This window comes from Mucilaginibacter achroorhodeus, from assembly GCF_007846095.1.
GTDB lineage: Bacteria > Bacteroidota > Bacteroidia > Sphingobacteriales > Sphingobacteriaceae > Mucilaginibacter > Mucilaginibacter achroorhodeus.
This window is the reverse complement of sequence record NZ_VOEI01000002.1, coordinates 635743-660952: the sequence shown is the minus strand read 5'-3', so window position 1 is coordinate 660952 and position 25210 is coordinate 635743. Positions and strand designations below refer to the sequence as shown.

The following is a 25210-nucleotide window of genomic DNA, read 5'->3' as shown; positions in this document are numbered from 1 at the left end:
TATGCCTGTTAACCGCAACGCCCTTATCCGCTATCGCACTATCGATAACTGCCTGCGCAACCGTTTTAAGAAATGGACGCTTGAGGCCTTGATAGATGCTGTATCAGATGCCTTGTACGAGTTTCAGGGTATAGACAAAGGTGTGAGTCGACGCACCATCCAGGCAGATATTGAGATGATGCGCAGCAACAAACTGGGTTATGAAGCACCTATTGTTGTGGTTGATAAAAAGTATTATACCTATAGCGATAAGGATTACAGCATTACCAACATCCCGCTTAATCACCAGGATATGCAGGTACTTACCGAAGTATCAAACCTGCTGAAACAGTTTAAGGGCTTTAATCACTTTGCCGATCTTAACGAGATGGTGAGCAAGCTGGAGGATAAGATCTACACGCAAAAAACCAACAGCCCGGCAGTTATTGATTTTGAAAAGAACGAAAACCTGAAGGGGCTTGAATGGCTTGAGACCATTCGTAAAGCCATCGTTGCGCGCAAGGCTATCTGCGTAACTTACAGATCATTTAAGGCAAGGCAGGCCAGTACCTTTTGTTTTAGTCCGTACCTGCTTAAGGAGTATCGTAACCGCTGGTTTGTTTTAGGGGTATCACATGCGCGCAATAAACCCTTACTTAACCTGGCGCTGGATAGGACAGAGACCATTGAAGAACATCCGGATGAGTACATACCTAACCGGCAGATAGACCTGAGTACCTATTACGATGATGTTTTGGGTGTAACTAAAACCCCTAATCAAAGGGCATGCGAAGTTGTTTTCTGGGTAGATGACAGTAACGCGCCTTATGTGATAACGAAGCCGATACACCACACGCAAAAGTTTCTGACGGATGAAATGGACGGCAAGATATTCAGCATAAGGGTGATACCAAATTTTGAATTGGAGCGCGAACTGCTCGGGTTTGGTTCGAGGTTAAGGGTGCTTGGCCCCCGCAGTTTACGCAAGCGTATCAAAGAAGAACTGCAACTGGCAATAAATGGCTACGATGTACAGATACAGGCCATTAACGAAGATTCGGAAGGGACGGTGTAAAGAAATTGTCAGGGTCAGAATTGCCGTGCTTTCAGAATTAGATTGGTTTTTTAAACAGCTTGCGCGCATACCGGGTATGCTTAAGCACCACTGCCAAGATCCTGTCAGCGTTCACGGCGTTCACGGCGTTCACGAGTGTTCATGGCGTGAACATGAACGCTTGTGGTAAGGGGTGGATTGCAGGTAATGATTAGAAAAAGTAAGCCAAAGTAAGGCCTAACTAAGTACATTGTAGTGCACTACGAGCGCACCATGACACAGGACGAAGCCATCAACAAAAAAGCCGCCCCCAACCTAAGTCGGGATGCGGCTTCCTCAGATCACTCATCAACAAGAGATCATTTCCAGCCACCACCAAGCGAGCGGTAAAGCTCGGCTACGGCGCTTAGCTGCTGGCGTTTAATGGATGCCAGTTCCAGTTCGCTTTGCAATACATTACTTTGGGCGGTGATCACCTCAAGGTAATTCGCCATGCCGTTCTTAAACAGCAGGTTGGCGTTGCCGGTTGCCTGTTGCAGGGTGCTTACCCTGTTGGCAGCAATGGTTTGCTGTGCTTTTAGTTTTTCTATTTTTACCAAGGCATCAGATACCTCACCAACAGCATTCAACACCGACTGGCGGAACTGCAACACGGTTTTCTCGCGCTCAACTTTGGCCACCTCGTATTGAGTTTTCAGCCTTTTGCGGTTAAACAGCGGCTGTGTAATGCCCCCTGCCACCGTACCAAACAGCGAGGCCGGTAAGCTGAACCAGTTGCTGGCCCTGAACGAGTTTACACCACCCTGCGCAGTAATGGTAAGCGATGGGTACATATTAGCAGCAGCTATACCCACGTTAGCATTGGCAACGTTAAGTTCCAGTTCGGCGCTACGCACATCCGGCCTGCGGCTTACAATGGCTGATGGCAAACCTGTGGGTACGTTTTCCGCAACAGGCAGCTGATCTAAACGGGTATTGCGCTCGATTGCAGAAGGCAATGCACCTGCAAGTATGCGTAAGGCATTTTCCTGTATGGTGATATTTTGCTCAAACTCGGGTACCAATTGTGCAGCTGCCAGGCGCTGTGCTTCGGCCTGCTGAACGGCCAACGAAGTAACTTGTCCTGAATTGAATTGCAGGTTTAAAATACGCAGCGTGCTATCTGTAAGGTTTACGTTACGCTTGGCAATCTGCAACTGCTCATCCAGCATCAGCAGGTTGTAATAACCTTGCGAAACTGAAGCAACGATGTTGGTTTGGATAGCCTTGCGTGCTTCTGCAGTTTGCAGGTACTGTGCCAGGGCGGCCCTGCTTTGGTTACGGATCTTACCCCAGATATCTGCTTCCCATGACAGGCCAAGGTTAGCGTTGTAATCTTCAATGTGTTTAGCACCTAAAAACTGGCCTAAGCTTAAGCCGTTAAGGCTGTTATCGCTTGGGCGGGTGGTGTTGGCGGTAACGTTTAGGTTTACCTGCGGGGTGTAGTTGAACTTGATCTGATTAAATAATAACCGTGAAGATTCAATGTTCTTCAACGCGATCTGCAGATCATAATTATTGCGGATGGCATCATCTATCAGCTTTTGCAAGGTTGCATCAGCAAAAAAGTTTTTCCATTGGATATCTGCAATGCTGCTGGTATCAGCAGTAGTTACTGTATTCCTGAAAGCCACAGGCAATTCAGGCTTTGGTGTTTTAACGTCTTTTGAAACGTTACAGGCGCTTATTATCAGTGATAATACAAATAGCCCGCTTAATATCTTTTTCATTTTGTTGTTGTGTTGAGGACTCACCCGGTCATCGCTACCGCTTGACCACCCTCTCTCCGCTTTGCGGAAAGAGGGTTTAGCCTTTTATAACCCTCTTTACGGAACAGAGAGGGTCGACCAGCGTAGCGTGGTCGGGGTGAGTTGATTTATGATAATTCCGGTTCCAATTGTTTTGCGTGTTGGTCCTGGTTGGTACCATCCAGGTGTTTTTCTATCGGCGTACCGCTGATTTTTTCCTGCAGATGCTGGAAGATGACAAACAGTACCGGGATGATGAACAAACCTAACACTACACCGCTCACCATACCGCCAGCAGCACCAATACTGATAGAGTGGTTACCCTGTGCAGATGGGCCGGTTGCAATACTCATCGGGAACAAACCGAACACGAAGGCAAGCGAGGTCATCACGATAGGGCGGATCCTTAATCTTGCAGCTTCTATGGCAGCGGTAACCAGGCTCATACTCTGGCGGCGCTTCTGCACCGCAAACTCTACTATCAAAATAGCGTTCTTGGCCAGCAAGCCGATAAGCATGATGAGTGCTACCTGCACGTAGATGTTATTCTCGATACCTGTTAAGCCCAGTACAGCAAACGTACCGAAGATACCTGTAGGGATCGACAGGATAACCGCCAATGGCAGTATGTAACTTTCGTACTGCGCTGATAGTAGGAAGTAGACAAACACCAGACACAGCAGGAATACCACCGCTGACTGACCGCCTGATGAGATCTCCTCGCGGGTTTGGCCCGAGAACTCGTAGGCATAACCAGCAGGTAGTTGCTCTTTAGCAGTTTCCTCAATGGCCTTGATGGCGTCACCGGAGCTGTAGCCGGGTTTAGGTATAGCGTTCACCTCGATAGAGTTGAACAGATTGTAACGAGAGGCGGTCTCTGAACCATACACACGGGTTAGTTTTACCAGGGTGTTGATAGGCACGGCTTCGCCTGCTTTGTTTTTCACAAACACACGGTCGATAGTTGTAGGGTCGGTACGGTCGGCAACATCAGCTTGTACAACCACACGGTAATATTTACCGAAGCGGTTAAAGTCTGATGCCTGCGCAGTACCAAAGTAAGCCTGCATGGTAGACAGGATGTCTTTCACATTTACACCCAACTGATTAGCTTTCTCGTCGTCGATCTCTAATTGTAACTGAGGATAATCTGCTTTGTATGATGTAAAGGCGTAAGCCACGGCAGGTTTCTGCATCAGTTTAGCAATAAAGTTGTTTGCTACACCGCTAAACTTATCCAGTTTACCGTTGGTACGGTCTTGCAGCATCACGTCAAGTGCTTCCACGTTACTGAAACCAGGTACGGTAGGGAAACTAAACACGAAGAATGTACCACCTGTTACTGAACCCAGTTTGCCGCGAACGATGTTTTGGATCTCATCAATGTTCTTCACTTCGCCACGCTCTTCTGTTGGCTTCAACAGCAGGAATATAACGCCCGCTGAAGGGCTGCTTGATTGGGTTAAGAAGTTAAAACCCGATAGCGCCGTAACGAACCTTGCTGATGGCAATGTTTTTAACTGGTCTTCGGCATCTTTGAAGATCTTGTTGGTGCCGGCAAGTGATGTACCTGATGGAGTTGAAACCGCAATGGCCACAAATCCCTGGTCTTCCGTAGGTATAAAGCCGGTTTTGGTTCTATTCACCAGGAATACTGTAATAGCAGTAAGCAGTACAAGGCCGGCAACACTTATCCATTTATTTTTGATAAGTACTTTGATACCGCCAACATATTTATTGGTCATATAATTAAAGCTGCCATTAAAGCCTGCATAAAACCTTTGCACAAAGCCTTGTTTTGGTGCGTTATGGCCACCGGTGTGATTGTTTTTAAGGAACAATGCAGCCAGGGCCGGACTTAGCGTTAGCGCGTTTACTGCAGATATAATGATCGCGATAGCCATAGTTAAGGCAAACTGGCGGTAGAAGATACCAGTAGAGCCCGTCATGAAACTCACCGGCAGGAACACCGCTGCCATTACCAGTGTAATGGATATGATAGCACCCGTGATCTCATGCATTGCTTCGGTAGTTGCCTGCTTAGGCGAAAGGCTTGGGTCGTGCTCCATTTTGGCGTGCACGGCCTCAACCACCACAATGGCGTCATCCACAACAATACCTATCGCGAGGACGAGTGCGAACAGCGTAAGTAAGTTCACCGAGAAGCCAAACAGGCTCATAAAGAAGAACGTACCTACAATGGCCACCGGTACCGCAATTGCCGGAATAAGCGTAGACCTAAAATCTTGCAGGAACAGGAACACAACGATAAATACCAGCACGAATGCTTCTATCAGTGTATGCTCTACCTGGTTGATAGATTCGTCCAAATCGGTTTTGGTACGATAGAACTGGTTGTATTTGATACCAACAGGGAAGCTTTTAGATGCTTTCTCCATCAGTTTATCAATAGCTATTTGTATCTCGTTGGCGTTCGATCCTGATAACTGGATGATACCGATGATCACACCATCCTTGCCATTCAGATTACTATAGCTGTTGTATGAGTAAGCACCCAGTTCAACACGTGCCACGTCTTTAAGGTGTAGCACAGAACCATCTGCATTGGCACGGATAGCAATATTCTGATATTCTTCCGGCTTAGTAAGTTTACCCTTATATTTAATTACATACTCAAAAGCCTTATCGCTGCGCTCGCCGAAACGGCCCGGGGCAGCTTCAACGTTTTTATCCTGTATGGCAGCCATTACTTCGGCTGGAGTTATCTTGTAGGCAGCCATTTGTGCTGGGTTTAACCACACACGCATGCTGTAATCCTTAACACCACCAAATACCTGTGCAGAACCTACGCCGGGGATCCGTTTTATCTCGGGGATAATGTTGATCTGCGCATAGTTGGCAACAAAGGTTGCATCATACTTTTTAGGGTCTTCGGTGTATATGGCCATAGCACCTATAAAGCTGTTTTGCTGTTTGGTGGTGGTAATACCATATTGCACTACCTCGGCAGGTAACTGGCTGGTAGCCTGTGATACGCGGTTTTGCACGTTCACCGCCGCCTGGTCAGGGTCGGTGCCTTGTTTAAAATAAACAGTGATACCCAAAGTACCATCATTACTGGCAGTAGAGGTCATGTAGGTCATGTTCTCAACACCGTTGATGGCTTCTTCCAGAGAAGGTGTTACCGAACGTAAAATGGTTTCGGCGTTAGCGCCCGGGTAAACAGCGGATACCAATACTGCCGGAGGGGCAATATTGGGGAAACGCTCTAAGGGTAATTTGGTGAGGCCGAGGATACCTACTATCACCAACAGGATAGAGATAACGGTTGACAGTACCGGCCTTTCTATAAATTTCTTAAACATTTTATTAATTATTACGGAACTTTTTGAGCAAAGCAGTGGCTGAGAGACGCTGTTTTTACGTCTATGGTCGAATGGAATCAAGAGTCAGGATGTCAGGAGAAAAGATTTTTTATCTTGCTTACTGATTCTCATATTCCCGGATCTCTTTCTTTCCTGCTTGCTTCTTTTTCCTGATTCTTGTCTCTTGTTTTCTTGACTCTGAGCTGTGGGTTGCTTATCTGCTTGCTACTTTGTTACCCTGTGGTTGTGGTTTTATAACCATACCTTCCTGTAACTTGTCAACACCGCTGGTCACTATCTGGTCGCCGGCTTTAACACCGTCTTTCACCAGGTAATTGTTGCCGCTTGTGCCAATGATGGTGATAGGCAGTTTCTTTACTTTATTGCTATCGGCAAGGGCGTAAACAAACACCTTATCCTGCATTTCAACAGTAGCATCCTGCGGAATGATCAGTGCATTTGGGTGTGAGAGGCTTAACCTCACTTTACCTGTATTGCCTGAGCGCAACAAGCCTTGCGGGTTAGGGAAGCTCGCCCTTACACTGATAGCGCCGGTAGTTTTATCAAACTGTCCGTCTATCATATCTATATGGCCCTGTTTTGCATATTCGGTATTATCAGCCAATAATAAACCAACGGCAGGCAGGTGTTTCAATTTGTCCTGGATGCTGGCACCTGCATATTGTTCTTTAAAGGCTACGAAATCCTTTTCGCCTAAAGAGAAATATACGTGTACATTATGCACATCAGATAGTTGGGTTAACGCATCAACATCCTGCGGGGCAACAAGGCTACCTTGTTTTTTAAGCAAGCGGCCAATGTAACCACTAACAGGCGCTTTTATCAGCGTGTAACCTAAGTTGATCTGCGCGGTTGAAACGTTTGCCTTAGCCGACTCGATATTTGCTTTGGCTACCTGTTGTGATGCTTTGGCTGATTTAAGTTGAAAGTCTGATACCACTTTGTTTTGTACAAGCGGGGTAAGTTTTTCTACCTCTAAAGTTGAGTTGGCATAAGCAGCTTCGGCAGCGTGTTGTGCAGCCAATGCATTGTTTAAGGCAGCGCGGTAAGGCTGATCGTTGATCTTAAATATTGGCTGGCCTGCTTGTACAAAAGCACCTTCGTCAACAAATACTTTGTCTAAAGCGCCGCTTACTTGTGGCCTAACCTCAACGTTAACGGTACCCTCTATAGATGCAGGGTATTCCTGATAGGTTGTGGCATTGCCGGTTTCAACGCTGCTCACCGGTAGTACTGGCGGGGGCGGGGCCTGCGGCGTTTGTGGCCCGCTTGAGCAGCTGAATAATGATATTGCTATTATAGCAGCTAAGATAATTTTCATGATGATGAGTTTTGATGATGATTTACTTGATGTGAGTGCAGCCCTAAAGCTGCTGATATATAGTGTGTCGGTTGTTTTTGTATTGTTGTAGTACATGGCGCTAAATAGGTTGGGTGCTGATAGATGTTAAAGTTTCACTAAAAATATCACCGGGGCTAATAATGGCGGAGTGCAAAAGTTGTTAACATTGATAGATTATTTAACAGTGTTAAGTACATATTAAAAGTTGCTGATGATGTTTTCATGTCTTATAAAGTTTTTGAGTTTTAATTTAACACCGTTAAGTTGTTTAACAGTGTTTAAAAAAGCTTAAATTTTTTAAGGAGTGATAGACCTTATGATGCCAGTGATGGCATCTCTTAAAACCTGTTTATTTACCTCGTCAGAATTACCGCGATCTACCAGGTTAATTGAAACCAAACCATGTACTACCGACCAAAAGGTGTAATACTTGGTACAGATCACCTCAGACTCCATGTCTTCAATTTTCATGAGTTTGCCTATTGAGTCGGCTATAATGTCCCATGGGCAACCGGCTTCAGGTAGTTTGTTAACCATTTCACAGCTGCAGCTTGCGTTAATACCAAACATGATCTGGTAGAGCTCTTTATTAGCGAATGCAAAGTTCCAGTAGGTAAGCCACATATCCTCTAATTGCTTGGCCGGAGATGTGTGTTTGTCTTTTACTTCCTGCAGTTGTTTGGATAACTTTAAATACCCCTGGCGGGTAAGCTCCAATATTATAGCCTCTTTATTTGCAAAGTACTCATATATAATAGGGGCTGTATATTCAATGGCATCAGCTATCTTACGCATACTTAATGCCTGCCAGCCTTCTGTTTTTACAATATCAAAGGCAGCCTTCAGGATGTTTATCCTGGTATCTTCTTTTAGTCTCGCAATTCTTTCCTTGCTGGCCATGCCTTAATTTTTCTACTCCTATTAGATTATTTAACAGTGTTAAGCAAATGTACAACGTTAAATTAAACACCGTTTCATTTAATTGTCATTTGCATCGTAATTTTTAATTTTTTTCGATGCAGTTATGTTCTTCGTGAAATTGTACCAGTTTTAACATTACATCAATGGCAATGTCGTAATTTTTAGAGCCTACTACTTTTTTGTATTGGGCCTCAAGGTCTAATACCTGATTTTTAAGGTGATGGTAAAAGGTTTCGCCCTGGGTGGTGTAGTGCAACATTACAACGCGCGCATCATCGGGGCTTTTTTCGCTTTTAAGCATATTAATGGCTTCAAGCTCTTTTACTATTTTGCTTGTGGCCTGTTTAGTAACATTCATTTTAGCAGCAAGCTCGTTGTTTGAGATACCGCTTTTACCGATGGTCATAAACAGGGGCAGGTGTGCGCTGTTAAAACCAGGCTCATTAATGCGGCAAAGTTTTTTCCCCATCCACTCGTCCAAAAGGCGCTTAAGCAGATAAACCAGCTTAGGAGCAACCTTTTTATTTTCTTCAGTAATTAAACTTGGGTTCGCCATAATATCTTTTAAACTGAAAATAGGTCAACTTGGTTTACGAATTTACCATTAAAAGTCAAACTTAACAAAGAACCTCACGCCCCATTCTGGTGCGCCGGGATGGTCTAAGTAAGTAAAGCGTTTAACAAGATCAACACGTAATATTTTAAATATGTTACCAACACCAAAGCTACCCTCAACATAAGGGGTGCTGCCTAATGTGTAAGTACCCACGCCGCCCGCGCCTATATTAGTAGGGAATCGCAGTAACGAAGGATCGTTACTTGGGTTGTTTTCTGCACGTACACCGCCCCATAATGCTTTCACATCTATGATCTCGCGCAGCTTCAGTTTCTTAAGCAGGGGCACCTTATTAAAGAAGAAACCATTAAAGTTATGGTCTACAAAGATGCTGGCATAATGGTCGCTCACAAACTCCTGGAAGTTCATCAGATTGTACGACTGTAACTGAAACGCATAGGTTTGGTTAGCATGATGAATATCCAATAGCGGGAAAGGCACTTTGCCAAACAGGTAGCCACCCTCGGTAGTAACATCGGTGTAACCTAATTGCGAAAAGTAGAAACGTTTGCTGATGTTACCGATAACATTCTGGTAATTATACTGGCTGCCAAATAAACCTGACACACCCTGTGTATAGTTCAAAGTAAATATTGGGTATTTATCAGGGATTGGTACGCGGTAAAGCTTGCCCTGGTAAAAGCGCTCATGCGGTGCCCAGCGTATTTGTGCAGAAAATTCAGTGGTTTTTAGCTGGTTAACGTTATTTAGCGTGCCGTTTGGCAGCAGGTTTTGGTAAACCAGCGCACCGGCAGGGCTTTGTGCCCAGGTTTTAAAACCTAATGAGTAGGAAAAGTGGTTGCTGTACTCTTTTACATAATCCAACCGGAAAATATCGTTATACAACCATATATCGTTCACCCCGCGCTTAAATGATAGCAGGAAGTTGCTCTCCTGCACAAACTGCAGTTCCTGGCCCGGTATTTTGGTATCGTGCTGGAAGCTGGCGCGGATGTAATTCTGCGGGAACGAATAGATAGACTTATTATTAAGCGAGTAGGTACTGCTTAAAAAGTATTTAAAGCGTTCATCGCGGAAACCATAAGCGCCGTAAGTTTCAAAGTAGTATCTTTTGCTCAGCTCTGGTGTGGTACGGCCACCTATACGCAAGCGGAAACCTTCTACCGGGTTAAAGCTGTAAAAAGTGTTGGCGGGGCCCAACTCAAACTTACCGAAGTTTTTGTATCCAGCTAAAACCAGCGTTGCAATGTCCATGGTTTTTTTGAACGATGGGATAGTTTGCAGGCTATCAATATTCTTATAGATACTGGCCGATGCAGCATCAAGCGTATCCGGGCGTGCCTGTTCCCAGTAGGCATCGTTTTGTTCTTCGGCGTTAAGCGCAATCACCTGCGACGGGCCTTCGTAAGTTTTCTTGTCTGCAGGTTTATTCAGCTCAAAGTTGCTAATGTTCACCAGGCGCTCGCCATACATGCCGCCGCCTTTTTCCTTATTAAGAGCAAACTCTATCTTCAGGTCGCTTTGGCTCAGATGGTAACGGCCGTCAGGATTTTTCTCGAAAGAAAGATTGGCCTGCATCTGGCGCACAAAGTTAAGATTGATGTTTTTGTTGACAGTTAAAAAGGCATTCTGCACGGCATAGTTACCATCCATGGTAATGTAGATGCGGCCCTCAAACAACATATTGTTGGTGTTGCGCGGCGTAAAGCTCAACTCTATCAGTTGCGGCGTAACATCCTTAAGGGTATCAGTGATAAAGAATTTATAAAACGATGGTGAATTATCTGCAATAGGACTAAGTAACTGATTGCTGAGTAAGGATACATTGTTATCATAGATATTAATGTCCTGGTACATCCGGTCGAAGTATGATTTAAGACCATTGTTATCTACAAAGTTCTCATCATATTTAACCTGTTTGCTTGCAGTGATCACCTGCTTTTTAGCGTAAGGCACTTTACGATAATAGTTTTCAGAAAGCTTTTCTTCCTGGTAAACAGGTAACAGGATCTTGCCGCCCATTGCGGTAGAATCTGCCTGTTCACGGAAAAGGAACTGGTAGTTCTTAAAGATCTTTTTGTTCTTAAACTTTTCGCTTAGGTTACTTAACGATACGTTCATACGCTCGTACTGTTTGTATTGGGCGTAATCGTAATTCTCAACCTGGTTTTGTGCTTTGTGGGCAATTACTTTGCGTATCAGCTCCACAGCAGGGTTATTTTTATTGCTGTACTTCTTTTTCTTGCCGGACCTTACCATCACTTCGCTTAACCTGCGGTTATCTTCTGAAAGGGCAACGTTTATGGTTTGTTCCTGGTTGGGGGTTATGTTTCTTACGGCAGTACGGAAACCAACAAAGGATACCTGTATCTGCTTTACATCCTGCGTAGTGGTTATGGTGTAACGGCCGTCGGCATTGGTGCCGGCGCCAATGGTTGTGCCTGCAAAGGTCACCGTAACATAAGGCATGGGTTGTTTGGTTTTGGCATCGGTAACCACGCCGCTAACCTTTGTTTGCGCAAACGCCGCAACCGACGATAGCAATACCAAACAGGTTAAAAATAATTTATTAAATAGGGTAAAGGACAATTTCATTATTTGTGTTGAGATGTTAGATAGAGGTTTGGCTGATGTTTACCGGTTTTGCTTATAAACCTTCGCACTGCTTTTACAGATTCAGATGCATAGCTGCGCACGGTTAGCGTTAAAAATTCCATGTCGATATCGGCACCCAATAGGTTTTGCTTTAAACCTTCGCTAAGAACACCGATCACATATTGTGCGGGAGTAAGCTGTTGTTTAAGTTTAGCGTCGGTCCTATCAGTGCGGAACTGATCGGCCGTTTGCTCCTTAACCTGGAAAGGAACTGAGTTTGAATAAGGTAAAGTAAACGCTTTCATGAGTGCCCGTTATTAATGGCACAAATGTAAACCGAGTTGACTATATTCGTCAACTGAATTTACCATTTTTAACAGTTTTTAACTTTTGGCTGACAAAAGTCAGGCGGATGGAAAATTGGATGACAATTGAAATGTTAAAGGTGTGTTAAATGGACACTTAGATAGGGGCGGTTTCCCAAGTATAGCCTTGTAATTTTGCTTCTTCGTTAGGAAGGGCAGTGATGTTTTGACAAGCCTGTGGATGTACTTTTTCTTTTTCCGCTAAAGAAAAAGTACCAAAAAGAAAACTCGCTGCTACGGTAACGCGCTACAAAGTTTCTGCTGCTGCAATACCTGTGCGACCGCACGTTACGCTATGCAGCCTTTGTTCGGTTACGTTAGGTTCATCACGGCATTTATATTCTACTTTTCTTTCATCCTTGTCAGCAAAAACGCTTCGGAAGAAAGGGGGCAGAACAATAGTGGCCTTGTGTGTTGGCAAGGGCATAGCAATACTTGCCTGAAGCGATGGCTAAAAGCGAACGAAGTGGTGGCAAGATTTTGCAGCCCGTGGTTCTGACTGCTTGCAGGGTAAAGGCCCTGTGCGGCAAAAGAAGCCTCTTTGCTGACTTGATCTTTGGTTACTTTGTATCAAGACAAAGTAACAGCCCTCCGCGGCGATTGAGCATCACTATATCCTAAAATTCATAGACACATAAGGATACCAGCCTTCTTCAGAGTGCCCTACAAGCACTTGCAAAATAGTTAATCCGGCTGGAGAGAAGTACACACCGCCGCCAACTCCCTGGTGAATCTTATCTGATATCTCGCTTGGTGCCCAAACGCGGCCGGCATCGTAAAAACCCGTTATCCCTAACTGACCCGGAACGATGTAGCTATTTACATTAAAGAGTTTTACCCTTGCCTGCAAATTGTTGTAAGCCATGTGCCTGCCTGCAAAACGGTATTGCAGGTAACCTAACAAATTACCCTGCCCGCCCAAAAACATCGACTGGTAAAAAGCAGGCTGACCGAAGCTGACGCCTCCGCCAATACGATCTGAAATCACCACAGAACCATTGCCGGTGATCTTTTGATAAAAAGTAAACTCGGGCCGTATTTGCAGGTAAGCTTTTGAGTAGCTGTTTAAGCCGTCATAACCTTGCACATTCAGATTAAAATAATAGCCACCAACAGGCAGCACACCACCTTTACGCTGGTTGCTATTGAAATTTAGGGTAATGCCCAAATGCGCTTTATCCTTGTCTACAAAGGCACTGTCATAAGATCCTATTTTGGATGTGTTGGTGATAAAACGGCCCTCATTATCTTTCAGGTCGAGGTGGTAAAACTCAAAAGATGGGCCTGCCGTAAAGGTGCTGTTCTTGCCGACATTCCAGCGCAATGCGGCGTCAACCTGGTAGTTATCAAACCTGGTTCGGTAAAACCTGCGATAGCGGGGCTGGTTCTTATTTATTGGTGTGCCATTTCCTAAACCGAAGAAGTTTGCGGTATTGTCTGGTGCTTGTGCATAACCCTGCAATAAAATGTCGGCATTGCCTATCGCCTTTATCCACTCGCCATTATACTTCACGCGGAATGCATCAGTAGCAAATGCGTGTGTGATCATAATTTGCTGCGAACTTGTGTAAGGTTCTTTCCTGAAACCATCCTTTTTGATGTACTTAACGCCTGCGCCAATTAGCACACCGTCATCGGCATTTAAACCGGCGGTGGCAAGCGGCATCCAAACGTTGTAGAGGTTGGTTTGCAAAAAGCGTGTGTTGAGGCTGTCATTTGATAGATGTTTGCTGGCCCTGTTTTCTTGCCCCTCAAATTTGGCATCCTTGCGGGAATAAACCTGCAGTGTACTTTCCGAGTTTACAATATTATAAACCTTATCGCCCTTATCACCTATAAGTCTGATATGGATAGGAGAGGTTTTATTATCAACTGTTACCTGGTCGTCGCCCTTTGATGTATAAAAGCGAAGCTCATTAGTGTATCGTGGTTGATATATCATTGACATCAGCGTGTCTTTAACTTCACCTTCTTTATTGATCTTGTTTACCTGTACCAGTAAGCTGCTGTCCGGCTGGCCGGTTATCACTACTTTTTCGTTCTTATCGCTCAACCTCACATCAACAATGCGGTATATAAAGCGGTAATACCTGTCCATAGCATCAGGTAAAGCCGCCCTGCGCGATTTTAATTTCGCCAGCAATACATCGTGCCCCATTTTATAAGTATCGCCCGGCAACTGTTTAAGCGCTTCTTCAAAAACCACATCGGTTTGTGTAGCTATAAAATCATTTACAACTTTCATCCAATGCTCGTGCGACATCTGGAAATCAGGATAAGGGTTAAGAAAGCGGGTTTTGGCCAGGTTGTATTTTACCTTGGGAATGTTGTAACTAAAATCGCCAAGCAGCGGACTAATATATGGCAAAGCCGCTATGGTAGGGAATACCCCTTCTTCCAGGTGAAATACCTGGTCGCGGTCGCGCGGAACGGCCAAGTACATTTTGCCTTTGCCTTTTTTCACATCGGCCCAGCGCCATTGGTCTTCGTGGCGGTCCCAGTCGCCTATTAGCAGGTCCAGCATACGGGCTTTCAGGAATTCATCGCCGTCGAAATGATTATCGTTATCATCCATTAGCTTATCCAGCAATTTCTCGCTGTTATCTGAGTCGCCAATGGGTTCGCGTTCCTCCAGCAGGCAAACCATATTTTTAAACTTTGCGTTGTATTCGCCCAGCGCCTTATCCTCAGCAATCACACCAATAACCGGATGCGAATGCGGAACGCCGGCAGCTTTTGCCATAGGCGGCACTACCAGCGCCGAGAATGGGTGCTGACCGCTCAAAGCATCGTCCAGCCAATCTATTACAAATGTTTGGCGCAAGGTAGGGGGCAGCAATTTATCCGGCGTTTTCTCTACGCTGCGGATAACCCACTCTTTGCCATCTTTGTCCTTTAGGCGCAAAGATTTTGACTGCATGCCTCCACCTTCTTTTTCGGGCTCAAGTCCGCCCATTATTTCGGATATGCGAATAACCGGTAGCTTAACGGCGGTAGCCCATTCCTTACGATAGTTCTCGCCAAAAAGCCAGCGGTGTACCTTACCACGTTGGTTATAGCGTGGGTGCACCCTAACCACTACGCTATCGCGAAAGCGGTAATCAGGTTCAATATCTTTAGCTTTTTTTTGTGCAAAGGCTGATACCGTTGCCGTGACTAACAAAAGCGTTATAATGTGTTTTGCTGGTTTCATGTTTGATAAGTGCTTAGGGTTTACAGTTATCGTTTGTATTTAAAGAGCAAAATATTGCCGGGTTGTGTTTTGCTGCCTTCGTTAGATATGTAGAGGTTGCCTTGGTTGTCAAAAGCCATACCTTCCGGCTGTAAAAACATATTGGGGTCTATCGGGTATATCTGTTGCACGTTCCAGTTGGCGTCGGTAACAACGATCATCTTGTTTACTGACGACAGGATGTACCATTGCCTGGTTAACGGATTTTTAGCCAATGCCGAAGGATGGAACTTCATTTTTTTTGCACCTGCCAGTGCCGCTATTTTTTTAACATCGATACTGAAATTACCTGTTTTGTTCAGCGACCCGTTTGATGCCAGGCTTACGACGTAGCCATTGCAGATCTTGTTATGATCCACACCTTTACCAATTTTGCATAGCACGTAAAGTTTACCGCCGTAGGCATGCATGCCTTCGTATTCGCCGGCGGGCAATAGCTGTTTAAATTCCTGCACGCCGCTTGCATCTTTGGTGTGGATGCCGCTTAGCGGGAAGGTATAAAAATTTGCGTCGCTGCGCATCAGTATGGCGTAGTTATTCATAATAGCTACGTCCTCATAATCACCATGCTTGCCGAATTTGGTGTGACTGATGTTTTTACCACCCGGCTTAAACCAGAAAAGTTTCCCGTCCTCATCCTGCTCGGCATAAATGGTGCTTGCATCGCCGTTGTTAAAGGCTATGCCTGATATTTCCAGCAGATCGGCAGGCATATCATATTTAACCGGGTGGTTAAGATCGTATCCCGGCAGATTCCCCGATGCGCTTTTACCTTGTCCGCATGAAACGGTTGTAACACCAATAAAAAGTATGGTTATGAGGTAGCTTAGTTTTTTCATAGTGATGTTTTCAGATGCTGATAGATTGCCTTTTGCGAAGCTAATAGTTCACCGTCTGTTTCAGGCTTTAGCTGCTCCAAATGCTCGTTTAAAATTACAGCTTGTGCGGTATCATTCAACTGCAGTTCTATCAATTTTTCTATTTGTTGTTTAATGGCTTCGTCATAAACCGGGAAACAAACCTCAATACGGTGGTAAATGTTTCTGTTCATCCAATCAGCCGATCCCATGTAAACCTCCCGCTCGCCATCGTTGTTAAAGATAAAAACACGGCCATGCTCAAGGTAGCGGTCGATAATGCGTTTGATAGTTATATTTTCGCTAAGGCCTTTAACGCCGGGCACCAGGCAGCAGATGCTGCGCACTATCAACTGCACTTTAACCCCGGCCTGCGATGCCTCGTATAATTTATTGATAAGCACCTGTTCTTCCAGGTTGTTAAGCTTAATGGTGATAGCTGCGGCTTTGCCCTGCTTTGCAAATTCAATCTCGCGATCAATCAGATTCATAAAACGGCGCTGAAGGTTGAAACCTGCCACCAACAAGTTCTTAAAATCTATCTGGTTGTCTGCACTGGGTTTTTCTCGCTTCGCCAAAAATATAAACAGCAACTCAACCTCGCGTAGGATCTTGTGGTTACCTGTAAACAGGATATGATCCGTATAAAACTTTGCGGTGCCCTCGTTGAAGTTGCCGGTAGCCAGCAAACCAGTGTAGGTAATGCGGTCGCCTTTGCGGGTTTTCACCAGCGCAATCTTGGCATGCACCTTAAGCGCGGTAACGCTGTAGATGATCTGCACGCCGGCGTTCTTCATCTTTTTAGCCCACTTGAGGTTATTGGCCTCATCAAAACGGGCCTTTAACTCCACTACAACGTTAACTTTTTTGCCATTCCTGGCAGCGCTGATCAGTGCATTCACAATTCGTGAATCGCTGGCAACGCGGTAAAGTGTTACGTTGATCTCCTCTACATCAGGGTTGATGGCCGCCTCGTTAAAAAAACGAAGCACCGTATTGTATGATTGATAAGGCGTGTTAATAAGAAAATCACCTTTGGCAATAGTATCAGCCAGCGGTTCGTCTGTTGGTATGTTAAGTGAAAGCGAAGGCCATTTGTCGTAAACCAGTTCCGGTTTGCTTGCAGGGAAAGCCATCAGGTCTTTAAGGTTATGATACCTGCCGCCTTCTACTGCATTGGCCTTTTCCAAACCGAGATGTTCGGTTAACATTTGTACGATCCGAAACGGTGTATCTGCCTGATAAAGAAAACGGGTGGCAAATCCCTGGTCGCGCTTTTGAAGTTGTCGCTCTATCTGGTCTGATAACTCGCCGGGGTACTCGTCTTTCAGGTCGAGCTCTGCATCACGGGTTACTTTAATGCTGTAGCAGCCGCCAACGGTGTAAGCCTTAAATAACGCAGGTAGATTATCGCGAAGAATGTCGTCAATAAAACAGATGTGTTGCTCATTGCCTGCTTTGCTGCTGTAAAAGCGAGGTAAGCTATCTGATGGTATGTTGATGAGCACCAGCTTTTCCGCCTTAACGCCATCGTACAACTGTACCAAAAAGTAAAGCTTATTATTCTCCGGGAAGTAGGTGGTATCGGCATTGATAAATACCGGCTGTAAAAAAGCCAGTATGTCCGACTGGAAATAATCTGTTGTCTCCTTTTTTAAAAAGTCGGGTAACGGCTCATTGTATATCAGCGAAATATCGTTCTGTTTTAAAGCAGGCAAAAGCTGTTTGGTTAATATTTGCCCAAAGTGCTGTTGTTGTGCCATAACCATTTCACTGGCTTGCTGCAAAACGTTGGTTTGCTCATCGGTATCCAGTTCGTCGCTTTTTTTGCTTATCTTTTTTAAAGCCTGCAGCACCGGAAAACGCACGCGGTAAAACTCATCCAGGTTAGATGAGTAAATGGATAGGAACTTTATCCGCTCTATCAGGGGTACTTCGGGCTTGGCGGCCTCTTCAAGCACACGGCCGTTAAAGGTTATCCAACTAATATCGCGGTTAAAATATTTAGGCTTCAGCATGCTAATGTTTGTCTTTGGCATTATTTACGGTTGCGGCAATAACAAACGCCAGCACAGCAATAATTAATCCGAACATAAAGATATTATAGGCATTTCGCAGCAAGCGGTATTTCTTACCAAGTACCACACCTTGTGCGTAAACATCGCGGATGAGGCTACCATATAGAAAGTCTTTATCTTCCATCATCTTTACCATACCGTAGGTATAATCATCTAACGACATTTTGTAGAAATTGCCGAAGAACAGCAGGTTAACTCTTTTCTGGTCCACATCATCGCGCTGAAAGGTGCCCTTTGGTATTGACGGGCGGGTGGATAGGATAGAAAACGTCATGGCCAGTAAACTTACTGCCAGCAATATAAAAGTAGGAATAATGAGATATTCATACTCGGTAAGTTTACGCAACAGCAAACTGATTATAGCTGATAGGATGATGGAGTTAACCGTGATCATGATATGGGCTTTGTTGTCGGCCATATCGCTAAGGCGTTGATGGTTGCCGCTGCTTATCCTGAACATGGTTTCGATACCCTTGTCCGGGCGGTCTTCCTTTTTCTTCTTTTTGGGTTCTTCTATTTCCACTTCGTGATGTGTTTGAGGTTGGGGGGCAAGTGTGCCAGGTGAAAGTTTATGCTTGGCTTCGTAAGCTGCTAACTTATCTTTTAATATTTGAATGTTTTTTTGTTTGCCGCTGTTGAGCAGTACGTTGCAATAATCAGTATGATACTGATGAGCCTCTAAAAACCTGATGCTCTTTTTGCGCCACTCGTTCTTGCTCATTTCGATGCCGTGTACAGTAGAAAGCTCTTTAAGCAGTTGTTTATCTGTCTTAAAAAAATCATCGGTACCTAAATGGAACAGGTCGGCATCGCAAACTATTTTCTCGAGTTCTGTTTTGGGGCTTTGTGGCATTTGGGTAGCTATAATACAGCCTTCTATTTCACCAATAATCTGCGGGTCAACGTCATACTGTTTTAAAAAGTTGGCAGCCAGTTTAGCACCCTCTTCTTCATGGCGCTGCATATCAACCATGTAGCCCAGGTCATGAAACCAGGCAGCAGCATGTATGATAAAAAATTTTCGCTCATCTAACTGGTAGTGGTTGCCGATCTGGGTTGCGGCCGTAAGCATGTTTTCGGTGTGCTCAATATTGTGATAAACCAGCCGGTCATCGGCGTGTGTTTTATAATAAAGCAGGGCATAATCTTTAACCTTGTGAAGCAGGCCTGTATAACTCATGAGCTTTTGAATAAGTAGATGCGGCCCATTTGCTTTATTACCCGCAACTGACCTTTTAAACGTGTAAATATTTTTTACTTTGGTAAAAATAAAAATAAATATCACCCAAAAGTTAATGAAGCACGTTAAGGGAACATATCAATTGTGGATTATAGCTGTAATACAGTCCTTTCTCGTGCTATTTACCGCTGTTACTTCATTTGCACAATCGCAAATTCAACAATTTGATGACAGGATAATGCTTGATCTGGCGGCCAGCCGAACCCCCGGGCAAACCGAAGTAATGCTTTTTTTGTCAAAAAGCTACAAATATGTTGATGTTGGTGTTCCTGCCGGTTTGCTGGTAGGCGGCATCATTAGCAATGATAAGCAAATGCGCCAGAACGCTATGTACATAGCCAGCAGCACGGCAATATCTTACGGTGCCATGCTGCTTATAAAGCACCTCACCAAACGGCCAAGACCTTTTGTGCAAAACATTAACATTGTGCCGGTTTACCGTGCAAGCAGCACATCGTTTCCATCGGGCCATGCTACCAGCACGTTTTCAACCGCTATGGCGCTGTCAAATGCTTATCCAAAATGGTATGTTATAGCGCCATCGTTCTTATGGGCGGGTTCTGTTGCCTATTCACGGATGTACCTGGGGGTACATTATCCTACTGATGTTACTACCGGTGCTATTTTAGGTACAGGCACAGCATTACTGCTGCAGCCCTTAAAGAAGCTCTGACTCACCCGGTCTGCGTTACGCTGGACAACCCTCTCGTTCGCTTCGCGAAAAGAGGGTGAGAAGCTAATGCACTTGAGTAGACAGTGAGACACCCACCGAACAGGAACAGTTCTGGACGAATAAAATAGCTTCTTGATACTTATTTTAAAAGATTATGTTGCCTCAATCGTTCTTCTTATTAAAGTCATAAAATCGGCTTTGCAATAATATCGTATATGATATTGTATAATTTTGTATTATAATTTGTTGGCGCTAAGCTTTTAGCCCACTTTGTTACTAATGAATTTAAAAAGATATATTGATAGCCCGTTAGAGAATTGTATCTCTTTCCATGCGCTGATTGAGCACCTTGAAGAAGTTGCTGCAACCGGCCTGGGATTGGATGCGGAACGGGCAAAACATTTACTTGAACGCGTTGAACCATTCCCGGAGCTAAGGGAAGGGACAGATGATATTGAGTTGATTGAAAAACATATCGAACTGATCAAAGAGCTTTTGGCTGATCTTTTCCCGGCTATCCTCACAAAAAACGAGATAAAGGCCATAACTGTGCCTTTCCAGGATGTGTTGCTAAATCCAACCAAAAGGTTACAGAATATTTTAGCGGAAGCGGGTCCTGCTTTTGATATCTCTATACGAGATTTTAACGATCACCAGATATATGTAAGTACCTGCTGCCTTATTTTAAATGAGCATTACGGCACTAACTTCAATTTCTCCCGCCCGTTATTTTATGATATACCTAACGCGCAGGGTATCATGAAACATTATCGGATATTATACAATGCCGACTTTATGGACCTTATACCTACAGATAAAGCTGTAGATATAACGCCTGAAGACATTGAGTTGCTTCGTGATAATTTTGAAGATCTGGCGCTTTGGAAAAAGTATTTCCCAATCGGCAGCTGGATATTAAAGGGCTTTGCCATTTTGAACATGTATGATGCAACGGTTGAAAACGCTGTATCGGCGCTTAAAGGCACCTTGCTTGGAGGATCTCAGGGTAACGACCTGCGGGAGAAGGTACTGGAGGTGTTTCGCTCTATTTTCAAGATACCTGATCTTAAGCTTGGTTTTACTTCATTTAATGAGGCAGAGAACAAATTCAGCCAGGCTACCTTCAACTCTAAACTAAAAAGTTTTTTGTTAAAGGATGGTGATGACGAAGAGTGTTTTGAGGCTATCTGCGTAAAATCAATGCAGCAGTTGGTTCAGGAACAAAAGTATTTTGCTATCGCAAACGTTTACCGTTTTCTGCAGCAGGAGCCGGGCAACGTGATGGCGCAGCGGCTATTAGACCAGGGCGTACAAAGCATAATACTTGCACCGGTTGTAAAGAATGGTCATTTGCTGGGTATTATTGAGGTGGCATCAGAAAATGTTGGCGAATTGAATAGCGTTAATGCCAACCAGTTAGAGATCGTAATGCCGTACATTACGGACACTATTGACAGGCAGTACAGCTTTATGCAAAACCAGGTACAGGCCCTTATTCAGAATGAATACACCACCATACACCCAAGCGTTTACTGGAAATTTAGAAAAGAAGCACAAAAGGCACTTAAAGCCCGCGCTGAGAAGAAAGAGTATAATCTGAGAGAGGTGACCTTCCCTGATGTTGTGCCGCTTTACGGGCAAATAGATATTAAAGGTTCATCAGATACCCGCAACCGCAGCGTACAGCTTGATTTGCAGACGCAGTTGACTGATCTGATACCTTTATTTGAAGATTTGCACCAGGGTTCAAAGGATCCTGACCTTAAACAAAACATCAAAAACCTGCAGGAGCTTGTAATGGATGTGCAGAGCACATTAAAGGCTGATACCGAACAATTTATACAGAATTATTTAGAAACACATATACACCCTATATTACGATCTGCCCGCAACCTTACTGTTGCCCAGCGTAACGCCATTGATGATTATTTTACGCAGACCGAAAAGAGCGGTAAGTTTCATAACAATCGCCGCAAGTATGAGGATACGGTAGCGCTGATCAACCAAAAGATGGCATCAATTATTGACATGGCCCAGGTTGGTGCACAGGCAGCCTATCCGCACTATTACGAGCGTTTTAAAACTGATGGGGTAGAGCATAACATGTATATAGGTGCTTCCATCAGCCCGGCTAAGATCTACGATGTTACCAAGCTTTACAACCTGCGCTTATGGCAATTGCAGGTGATGTGCCAGATGGAACTGGAACAACGTTTCCTGAAAAGTAAATTGCCTTACCCGCTGGATGTAACTTCGCTGATATTGGTATACAGTCATGAAATGTCTATCCGTTTCCGCATGGATGAAAAACGCTTTGATGTGGATGGTAGTTATAACGCCCGGTTCGAGATCGTAAAAAAACGCATAGACAAGGCATTTATTAAGGGAACACAGCAAAGGATCACGGCCATAGGCAAGATGACGATAGTGTACTCTAACCACGAAGAAGAGGTAGAGTATCTTAACTATATCCGCTTTCTGCAGGCAAAGAAGTTGTTAGAAGATGAAGTAGAAATGCTGGAGGTTGAAGACCTGCAAGGCGTATCGGGATTAAAGGCTTTACGGGTAAGTATCTGTTACAACACCAGCCTGCCTGTTGCCGGGTTCTATACTTATCAGGAAATGCAGGAACAGAGTAATGTTTTTACCACTTAAGGCTGTTGCTTTGGCGCTTAAAAGTTCAAATAAGAAACCCCAAAAGGTTAAGGTTTGTATTAAGTTTATTAGTTTAGCAGCAGCATAATTACTTGATGGATACCGATACAACCCGTTTAAGCAGCGAAGAACTCCTTGAAATTATTTCTTTAGCCAATAAAGCTATAGCCGTATACACCGGAAAAGATATTATTATTGAAACAGCAACCGATGCCATGCTCCGTTTTTGGGATGTTGGCCGGGAGGTTATTGGTAAACCGCTTGAGGAAGCTGTACCTATTTTAAAAGATCAGGAATTTATAAATATTCTTCGCAACGTTTGGCGTACCGGGCAAACCTATATGGGAGAGGAAACGCCTGCGTTTTTAACCCGCGACGGGAAACTACAGCAGTTTTATTATGATTTTGAATACAGGGCTGTTTTAAACCCGGATGGTAGCACCCGTTGCATATTGCATACAGCAAAAGATGTTACCGAGCAAGTTCTTGCGCATCAGCGCGAATCTAATTTACAAACTGAGTTAAAGGCTATAAACGAAGAATTAATTAGTACCAATGAGGAACTCGCTGCGGCTAATGAAGAACTTGCTGCAAGTAACGAGGAGATGGCTGCCAGCAATGAGGAATTGCTTAGTACCAACGAGGAGCTTAACGAGGCCAACTACAACTTAGGCGAAAGCGAATCAAGGTTCAGGAACATGATCACGCAAGCACCTGTGGCTATAGCCATGTTTACCGGTGCGAATCTCGTGATTGAGGCAGCTAATGAACGCGTACTTAATATTTGGGGGCGAACGGATGATATCATAGGTATGCCAATAGCTGATGCCTTACCCGAATTACAAGGCCAGGACTTTTTGCAATTGCTCAACGATACCTTTAACACGGGTAAAGAATATTATGGTTCTGAGGCGGTTACCAATACTATGCACGATGGGCAGCTTTACCACGGTTATTACGATTTTATCTACCATCCGCTTAAAAACAGTGATGGCGTGGTATATGCTATATTGATGATAGCTACGGAGGTTACCGAACAAGTTAACTCCCGTAAACGACTTCAGGAAAGCAAAAACCGGCTTGCCAGTATGGTAATGACTGCGCCGGTTGCTATGACGGTGTTAAAGGGCCGCGACCTGGTAGTAGAATTGGCAAACCAACACATGTTTGAGATATGGGGGCGTACGCCGGGCCAGGTTATCAATAAAAAATTGCTGGATGTTTTTCCTGAACTGATAGGGCAGCCCTTTCCCGATATGCTGAAGGGGGTATTTGATACAGGTAAAAAGTTTGCTTTGCCAGAAATTTCGGTAGATGTCTCTACTGCTATGGGGATGGTTAACTATATAGTTGATTTTTCATACGATCCATTGTTTGATATGGAAGGCAACGTAGAGGCTATTATGGCAACGGTAATGGACATCACCGAAAGGGTAAGCTCCCGCAGGGAATTGCAGCAAGCCCGCGATACACTAAAGCTGGCAATAGAGTCGGCTGATATTGGCACCTGGTCGGCTGATCTGGAAACCGGTAAACTTACTTTTTCAGACCAGGCTTTGCGCTTGCAATCTATCCCTGTCGATGCAAACATCACATTGGATGAATCATACAGGCTTATATTACCGGAGTATGTTATTCCCGTTCAGGATAGCATACAACGCAGCATAGATACGCACGAGAGTTTTGAGGTTGAGTACAGGATAACTCCGATGGATGGCAGCAGCCCACGTTGGCTGCGTTCTACCGGACAAGCTTATTATAACGACAGCGGTAAAGCGTTGAGTATTGCAGGTACCATGCTGGATATCACCGAAAGCAAGGCGCACGACCAGCAGAAAGATGATTTTATAAGTATTGCCAGCCATGAACTTAAAACGCCTGTAACCAGCCTAAAGGCCGCCCTGCAATTGTTGGATAGGATGAAAGATAATCCATCTCCCGGCATGATGGCGCGCCTCATAGAGCAAAGCAACCGAAGTATGGATAAGATAAGCAGCCTGATAGAAGACCTGCTTAACCTGAGCCGTATGAACGAAGGACAGTTGCAGCTAAGCAAAACAACGTTTGATATTGTTAAATTGATTGACGATTGCTGCAGCCATGTGCGAGCAACTGGTAAACATGTAATTTTGCAAACAGGAGAAAATTATCTCGAAGTTTTTGCAGACGAACACCGGATAGATCAGGTAGTGGTCAATTTGGTTAACAATGCCGTTAAATATGCACCTAACTCTAAAGAGATAACGCTGAACGTTGATAAAACCGATGGCCGGGTAAAGGTGTCGGTTGTAGACAATGGGCCGGGTATACCTGCTGATAAGCAAGCCCGTTTATTTGATAGGTATTACCAGACAGATCCATCTGGATACAATAATTCCGGCTTAGGCTTGGGGTTATTTATCAGTGCTGAGATCATTAAGAAACATCACGGACAAATAGGTGTTAATAGCTCGTTAGGAAAGGGCAGCACTTTTTGGTTTACATTGCCCATAAAATAGATTAACTTTA

The 25210-nt window shown here is 44.5% G+C and carries 15 protein-coding genes; 4 read left to right on the top strand and 11 right to left on the bottom strand.

Features of this window, described 5'->3' with window-relative positions:
- Nucleotide 1: 1 nt before the first annotated feature.
- Complete coding sequence (locus FPZ42_RS08890; protein ID WP_146270462.1) at nucleotides 2–1054, top strand: helix-turn-helix transcriptional regulator; 1053 nt, start codon at nucleotides 2–4, stop codon at nucleotides 1052–1054.
- Between the two features lie 338 nt (nucleotides 1055–1392).
- On the opposite strand, the gene FPZ42_RS08885 is transcribed toward FPZ42_RS08890, so the two are convergent.
- From FPZ42_RS08885 to FPZ42_RS08835, 11 genes are all read right to left on the bottom strand, one after another.
- Complete coding sequence (locus FPZ42_RS08885; RefSeq protein WP_146270460.1) at nucleotides 1393–2802, bottom strand: efflux transporter outer membrane subunit; 1410 nt, start codon at nucleotides 2800–2802, stop codon at nucleotides 1393–1395.
- Nucleotides 2803–2948: 146 nt separating this feature from the next.
- Nucleotides 2949–6146 carry an efflux RND transporter permease subunit gene (locus FPZ42_RS08880; RefSeq protein ID WP_222431555.1) on the bottom strand — a complete coding sequence of 1066 codons (3198 nt, stop codon included), beginning with the start codon at nucleotides 6144–6146 and terminating at the stop codon, nucleotides 2949–2951.
- A gap of 214 nt (nucleotides 6147–6360) precedes the next feature.
- Nucleotides 6361–7488 (bottom strand): efflux RND transporter periplasmic adaptor subunit, encoded by a 1128-nt coding sequence (locus FPZ42_RS08875; RefSeq protein WP_146270458.1) that lies wholly within the window; start codon nucleotides 7486–7488, stop codon nucleotides 6361–6363.
- A 318-nt stretch (nucleotides 7489–7806) separates the two neighbouring features.
- On the bottom strand, nucleotides 7807–8409 hold the full coding sequence (locus FPZ42_RS08870) for a TetR/AcrR family transcriptional regulator (RefSeq protein WP_146270456.1): 603 nt from the start codon (nucleotides 8407–8409) through the stop codon (nucleotides 7807–7809).
- A gap of 103 nt (nucleotides 8410–8512) precedes the next feature.
- Entirely contained in the window at nucleotides 8513–8986 is a 474-nt protein-coding gene (locus FPZ42_RS08865) for a MarR family winged helix-turn-helix transcriptional regulator (protein WP_146270454.1), read from the bottom strand.
- Between the two features lie 48 nt (nucleotides 8987–9034).
- Complete coding sequence (locus FPZ42_RS08860; protein WP_146270452.1) at nucleotides 9035–11602, bottom strand: DUF5686 and carboxypeptidase-like regulatory domain-containing protein; 2568 nt, start codon at nucleotides 11600–11602, stop codon at nucleotides 9035–9037.
- On the bottom strand, nucleotides 11602–11907 hold the full coding sequence (locus FPZ42_RS08855) for a hypothetical protein (protein ID WP_146270450.1): 306 nt from the start codon (nucleotides 11905–11907) through the stop codon (nucleotides 11602–11604). The genes FPZ42_RS08860 and FPZ42_RS08855 overlap by 1 nt, the downstream gene beginning before the upstream one ends.
- A 670-nt stretch (nucleotides 11908–12577) precedes the next feature.
- The gene (locus FPZ42_RS08850) at nucleotides 12578–15160 is read right to left on the bottom strand and encodes a BamA/TamA family outer membrane protein (RefSeq protein WP_146270448.1); all 2583 of its coding nucleotides are present in this window, start codon (nucleotides 15158–15160) and stop codon (nucleotides 12578–12580) included.
- 26 nt (nucleotides 15161–15186) lie between these two features.
- Nucleotides 15187–16038 carry an SdiA-regulated domain-containing protein gene (locus tag FPZ42_RS08845; RefSeq protein WP_146270446.1) on the bottom strand — a complete coding sequence of 284 codons (852 nt, stop codon included), beginning with the start codon at nucleotides 16036–16038 and terminating at the stop codon, nucleotides 15187–15189.
- Complete coding sequence (gene ppk1, locus FPZ42_RS08840) at nucleotides 16035–18095, bottom strand: polyphosphate kinase 1 (protein ID WP_261382255.1); 2061 nt, start codon at nucleotides 18093–18095, stop codon at nucleotides 16035–16037. Before ppk1 ends, FPZ42_RS08845 begins: the two co-directional genes overlap by 4 nt.
- Complete coding sequence (locus FPZ42_RS08835) at nucleotides 18076–19314, bottom strand: Pycsar system effector family protein (RefSeq protein ID WP_146270444.1); 1239 nt, start codon at nucleotides 19312–19314, stop codon at nucleotides 18076–18078. Before FPZ42_RS08835 ends, ppk1 begins: the two co-directional genes overlap by 20 nt.
- Before the next feature lie 115 nt (nucleotides 19315–19429).
- On the opposite strand from FPZ42_RS08835, the gene FPZ42_RS08830 reads away from it, so the two are divergent.
- The 3 genes from FPZ42_RS08830 (at nucleotide 19430) to FPZ42_RS08820 (ending at nucleotide 25200) form a co-directional block, all read left to right on the top strand.
- Nucleotides 19430–20047: a phosphatase PAP2 family protein gene (locus FPZ42_RS08830; protein ID WP_186458725.1), complete on the top strand. Its 618-nt coding sequence runs from the start codon at nucleotides 19430–19432 to the stop codon at nucleotides 20045–20047.
- Nucleotides 20048–20326: 279 nt separating this feature from the next.
- Nucleotides 20327–22702, top strand: a complete 2376-nt coding sequence (locus FPZ42_RS08825; RefSeq protein WP_146270443.1) for a GAF domain-containing protein — start codon at nucleotides 20327–20329, stop codon at nucleotides 22700–22702.
- A gap of 95 nt (nucleotides 22703–22797) precedes the next feature.
- Nucleotides 22798–25200, top strand: a complete 2403-nt coding sequence (locus FPZ42_RS08820) for a PAS domain-containing protein (RefSeq protein WP_146270441.1) — start codon at nucleotides 22798–22800, stop codon at nucleotides 25198–25200.
- Nucleotides 25201–25210 lie beyond the last annotated feature (10 nt).

Excerpts from the sequence above, each read along its gene's own strand:
- FPZ42_RS08890 (WP_146270462.1), top strand. The coding sequence starts at position 2 with ATGCCTGTTAACCGCAACGCCCTTATCCGCTATCGCACTATCGATAAC.
- FPZ42_RS08885 (WP_146270460.1), bottom strand. The coding sequence starts at position 2,802 with ATGAAAAAGATATTAAGCGGGCTATTTGTATTATCACTGATAATAAGC.
- FPZ42_RS08880 (WP_222431555.1), bottom strand. The coding sequence starts at position 6,146 with ATGTTTAAGAAATTTATAGAAAGGCCGGTACTGTCAACCGTTATCTCT.
- FPZ42_RS08875 (WP_146270458.1), bottom strand. The coding sequence starts at position 7,488 with ATGAAAATTATCTTAGCTGCTATAATAGCAATATCATTATTCAGCTGC.
- FPZ42_RS08870 (WP_146270456.1), bottom strand. The coding sequence starts at position 8,409 with ATGGCCAGCAAGGAAAGAATTGCGAGACTAAAAGAAGATACCAGGATA.
- FPZ42_RS08865 (WP_146270454.1), bottom strand. The coding sequence starts at position 8,986 with ATGGCGAACCCAAGTTTAATTACTGAAGAAAATAAAAAGGTTGCTCCT.
- FPZ42_RS08860 (WP_146270452.1), bottom strand. The coding sequence starts at position 11,602 with ATGAAATTGTCCTTTACCCTATTTAATAAATTATTTTTAACCTGTTTG.
- FPZ42_RS08855 (WP_146270450.1), bottom strand. The coding sequence starts at position 11,907 with ATGAAAGCGTTTACTTTACCTTATTCAAACTCAGTTCCTTTCCAGGTT.
- FPZ42_RS08850 (WP_146270448.1), bottom strand. The coding sequence starts at position 15,160 with ATGAAACCAGCAAAACACATTATAACGCTTTTGTTAGTCACGGCAACG.
- FPZ42_RS08845 (WP_146270446.1), bottom strand. The coding sequence starts at position 16,038 with ATGAAAAAACTAAGCTACCTCATAACCATACTTTTTATTGGTGTTACA.
- ppk1 (WP_261382255.1), bottom strand. The coding sequence starts at position 18,095 with ATGCCAAAGACAAACATTAGCATGCTGAAGCCTAAATATTTTAACCGC.
- FPZ42_RS08835 (WP_146270444.1), bottom strand. The coding sequence starts at position 19,314 with ATGAGTTATACAGGCCTGCTTCACAAGGTTAAAGATTATGCCCTGCTT.
- FPZ42_RS08830 (WP_186458725.1), top strand. The coding sequence starts at position 19,430 with ATGAAGCACGTTAAGGGAACATATCAATTGTGGATTATAGCTGTAATA.
- FPZ42_RS08825 (WP_146270443.1), top strand. The coding sequence starts at position 20,327 with ATGAATTTAAAAAGATATATTGATAGCCCGTTAGAGAATTGTATCTCT.
- FPZ42_RS08820 (WP_146270441.1), top strand. The coding sequence starts at position 22,798 with ATGGATACCGATACAACCCGTTTAAGCAGCGAAGAACTCCTTGAAATT.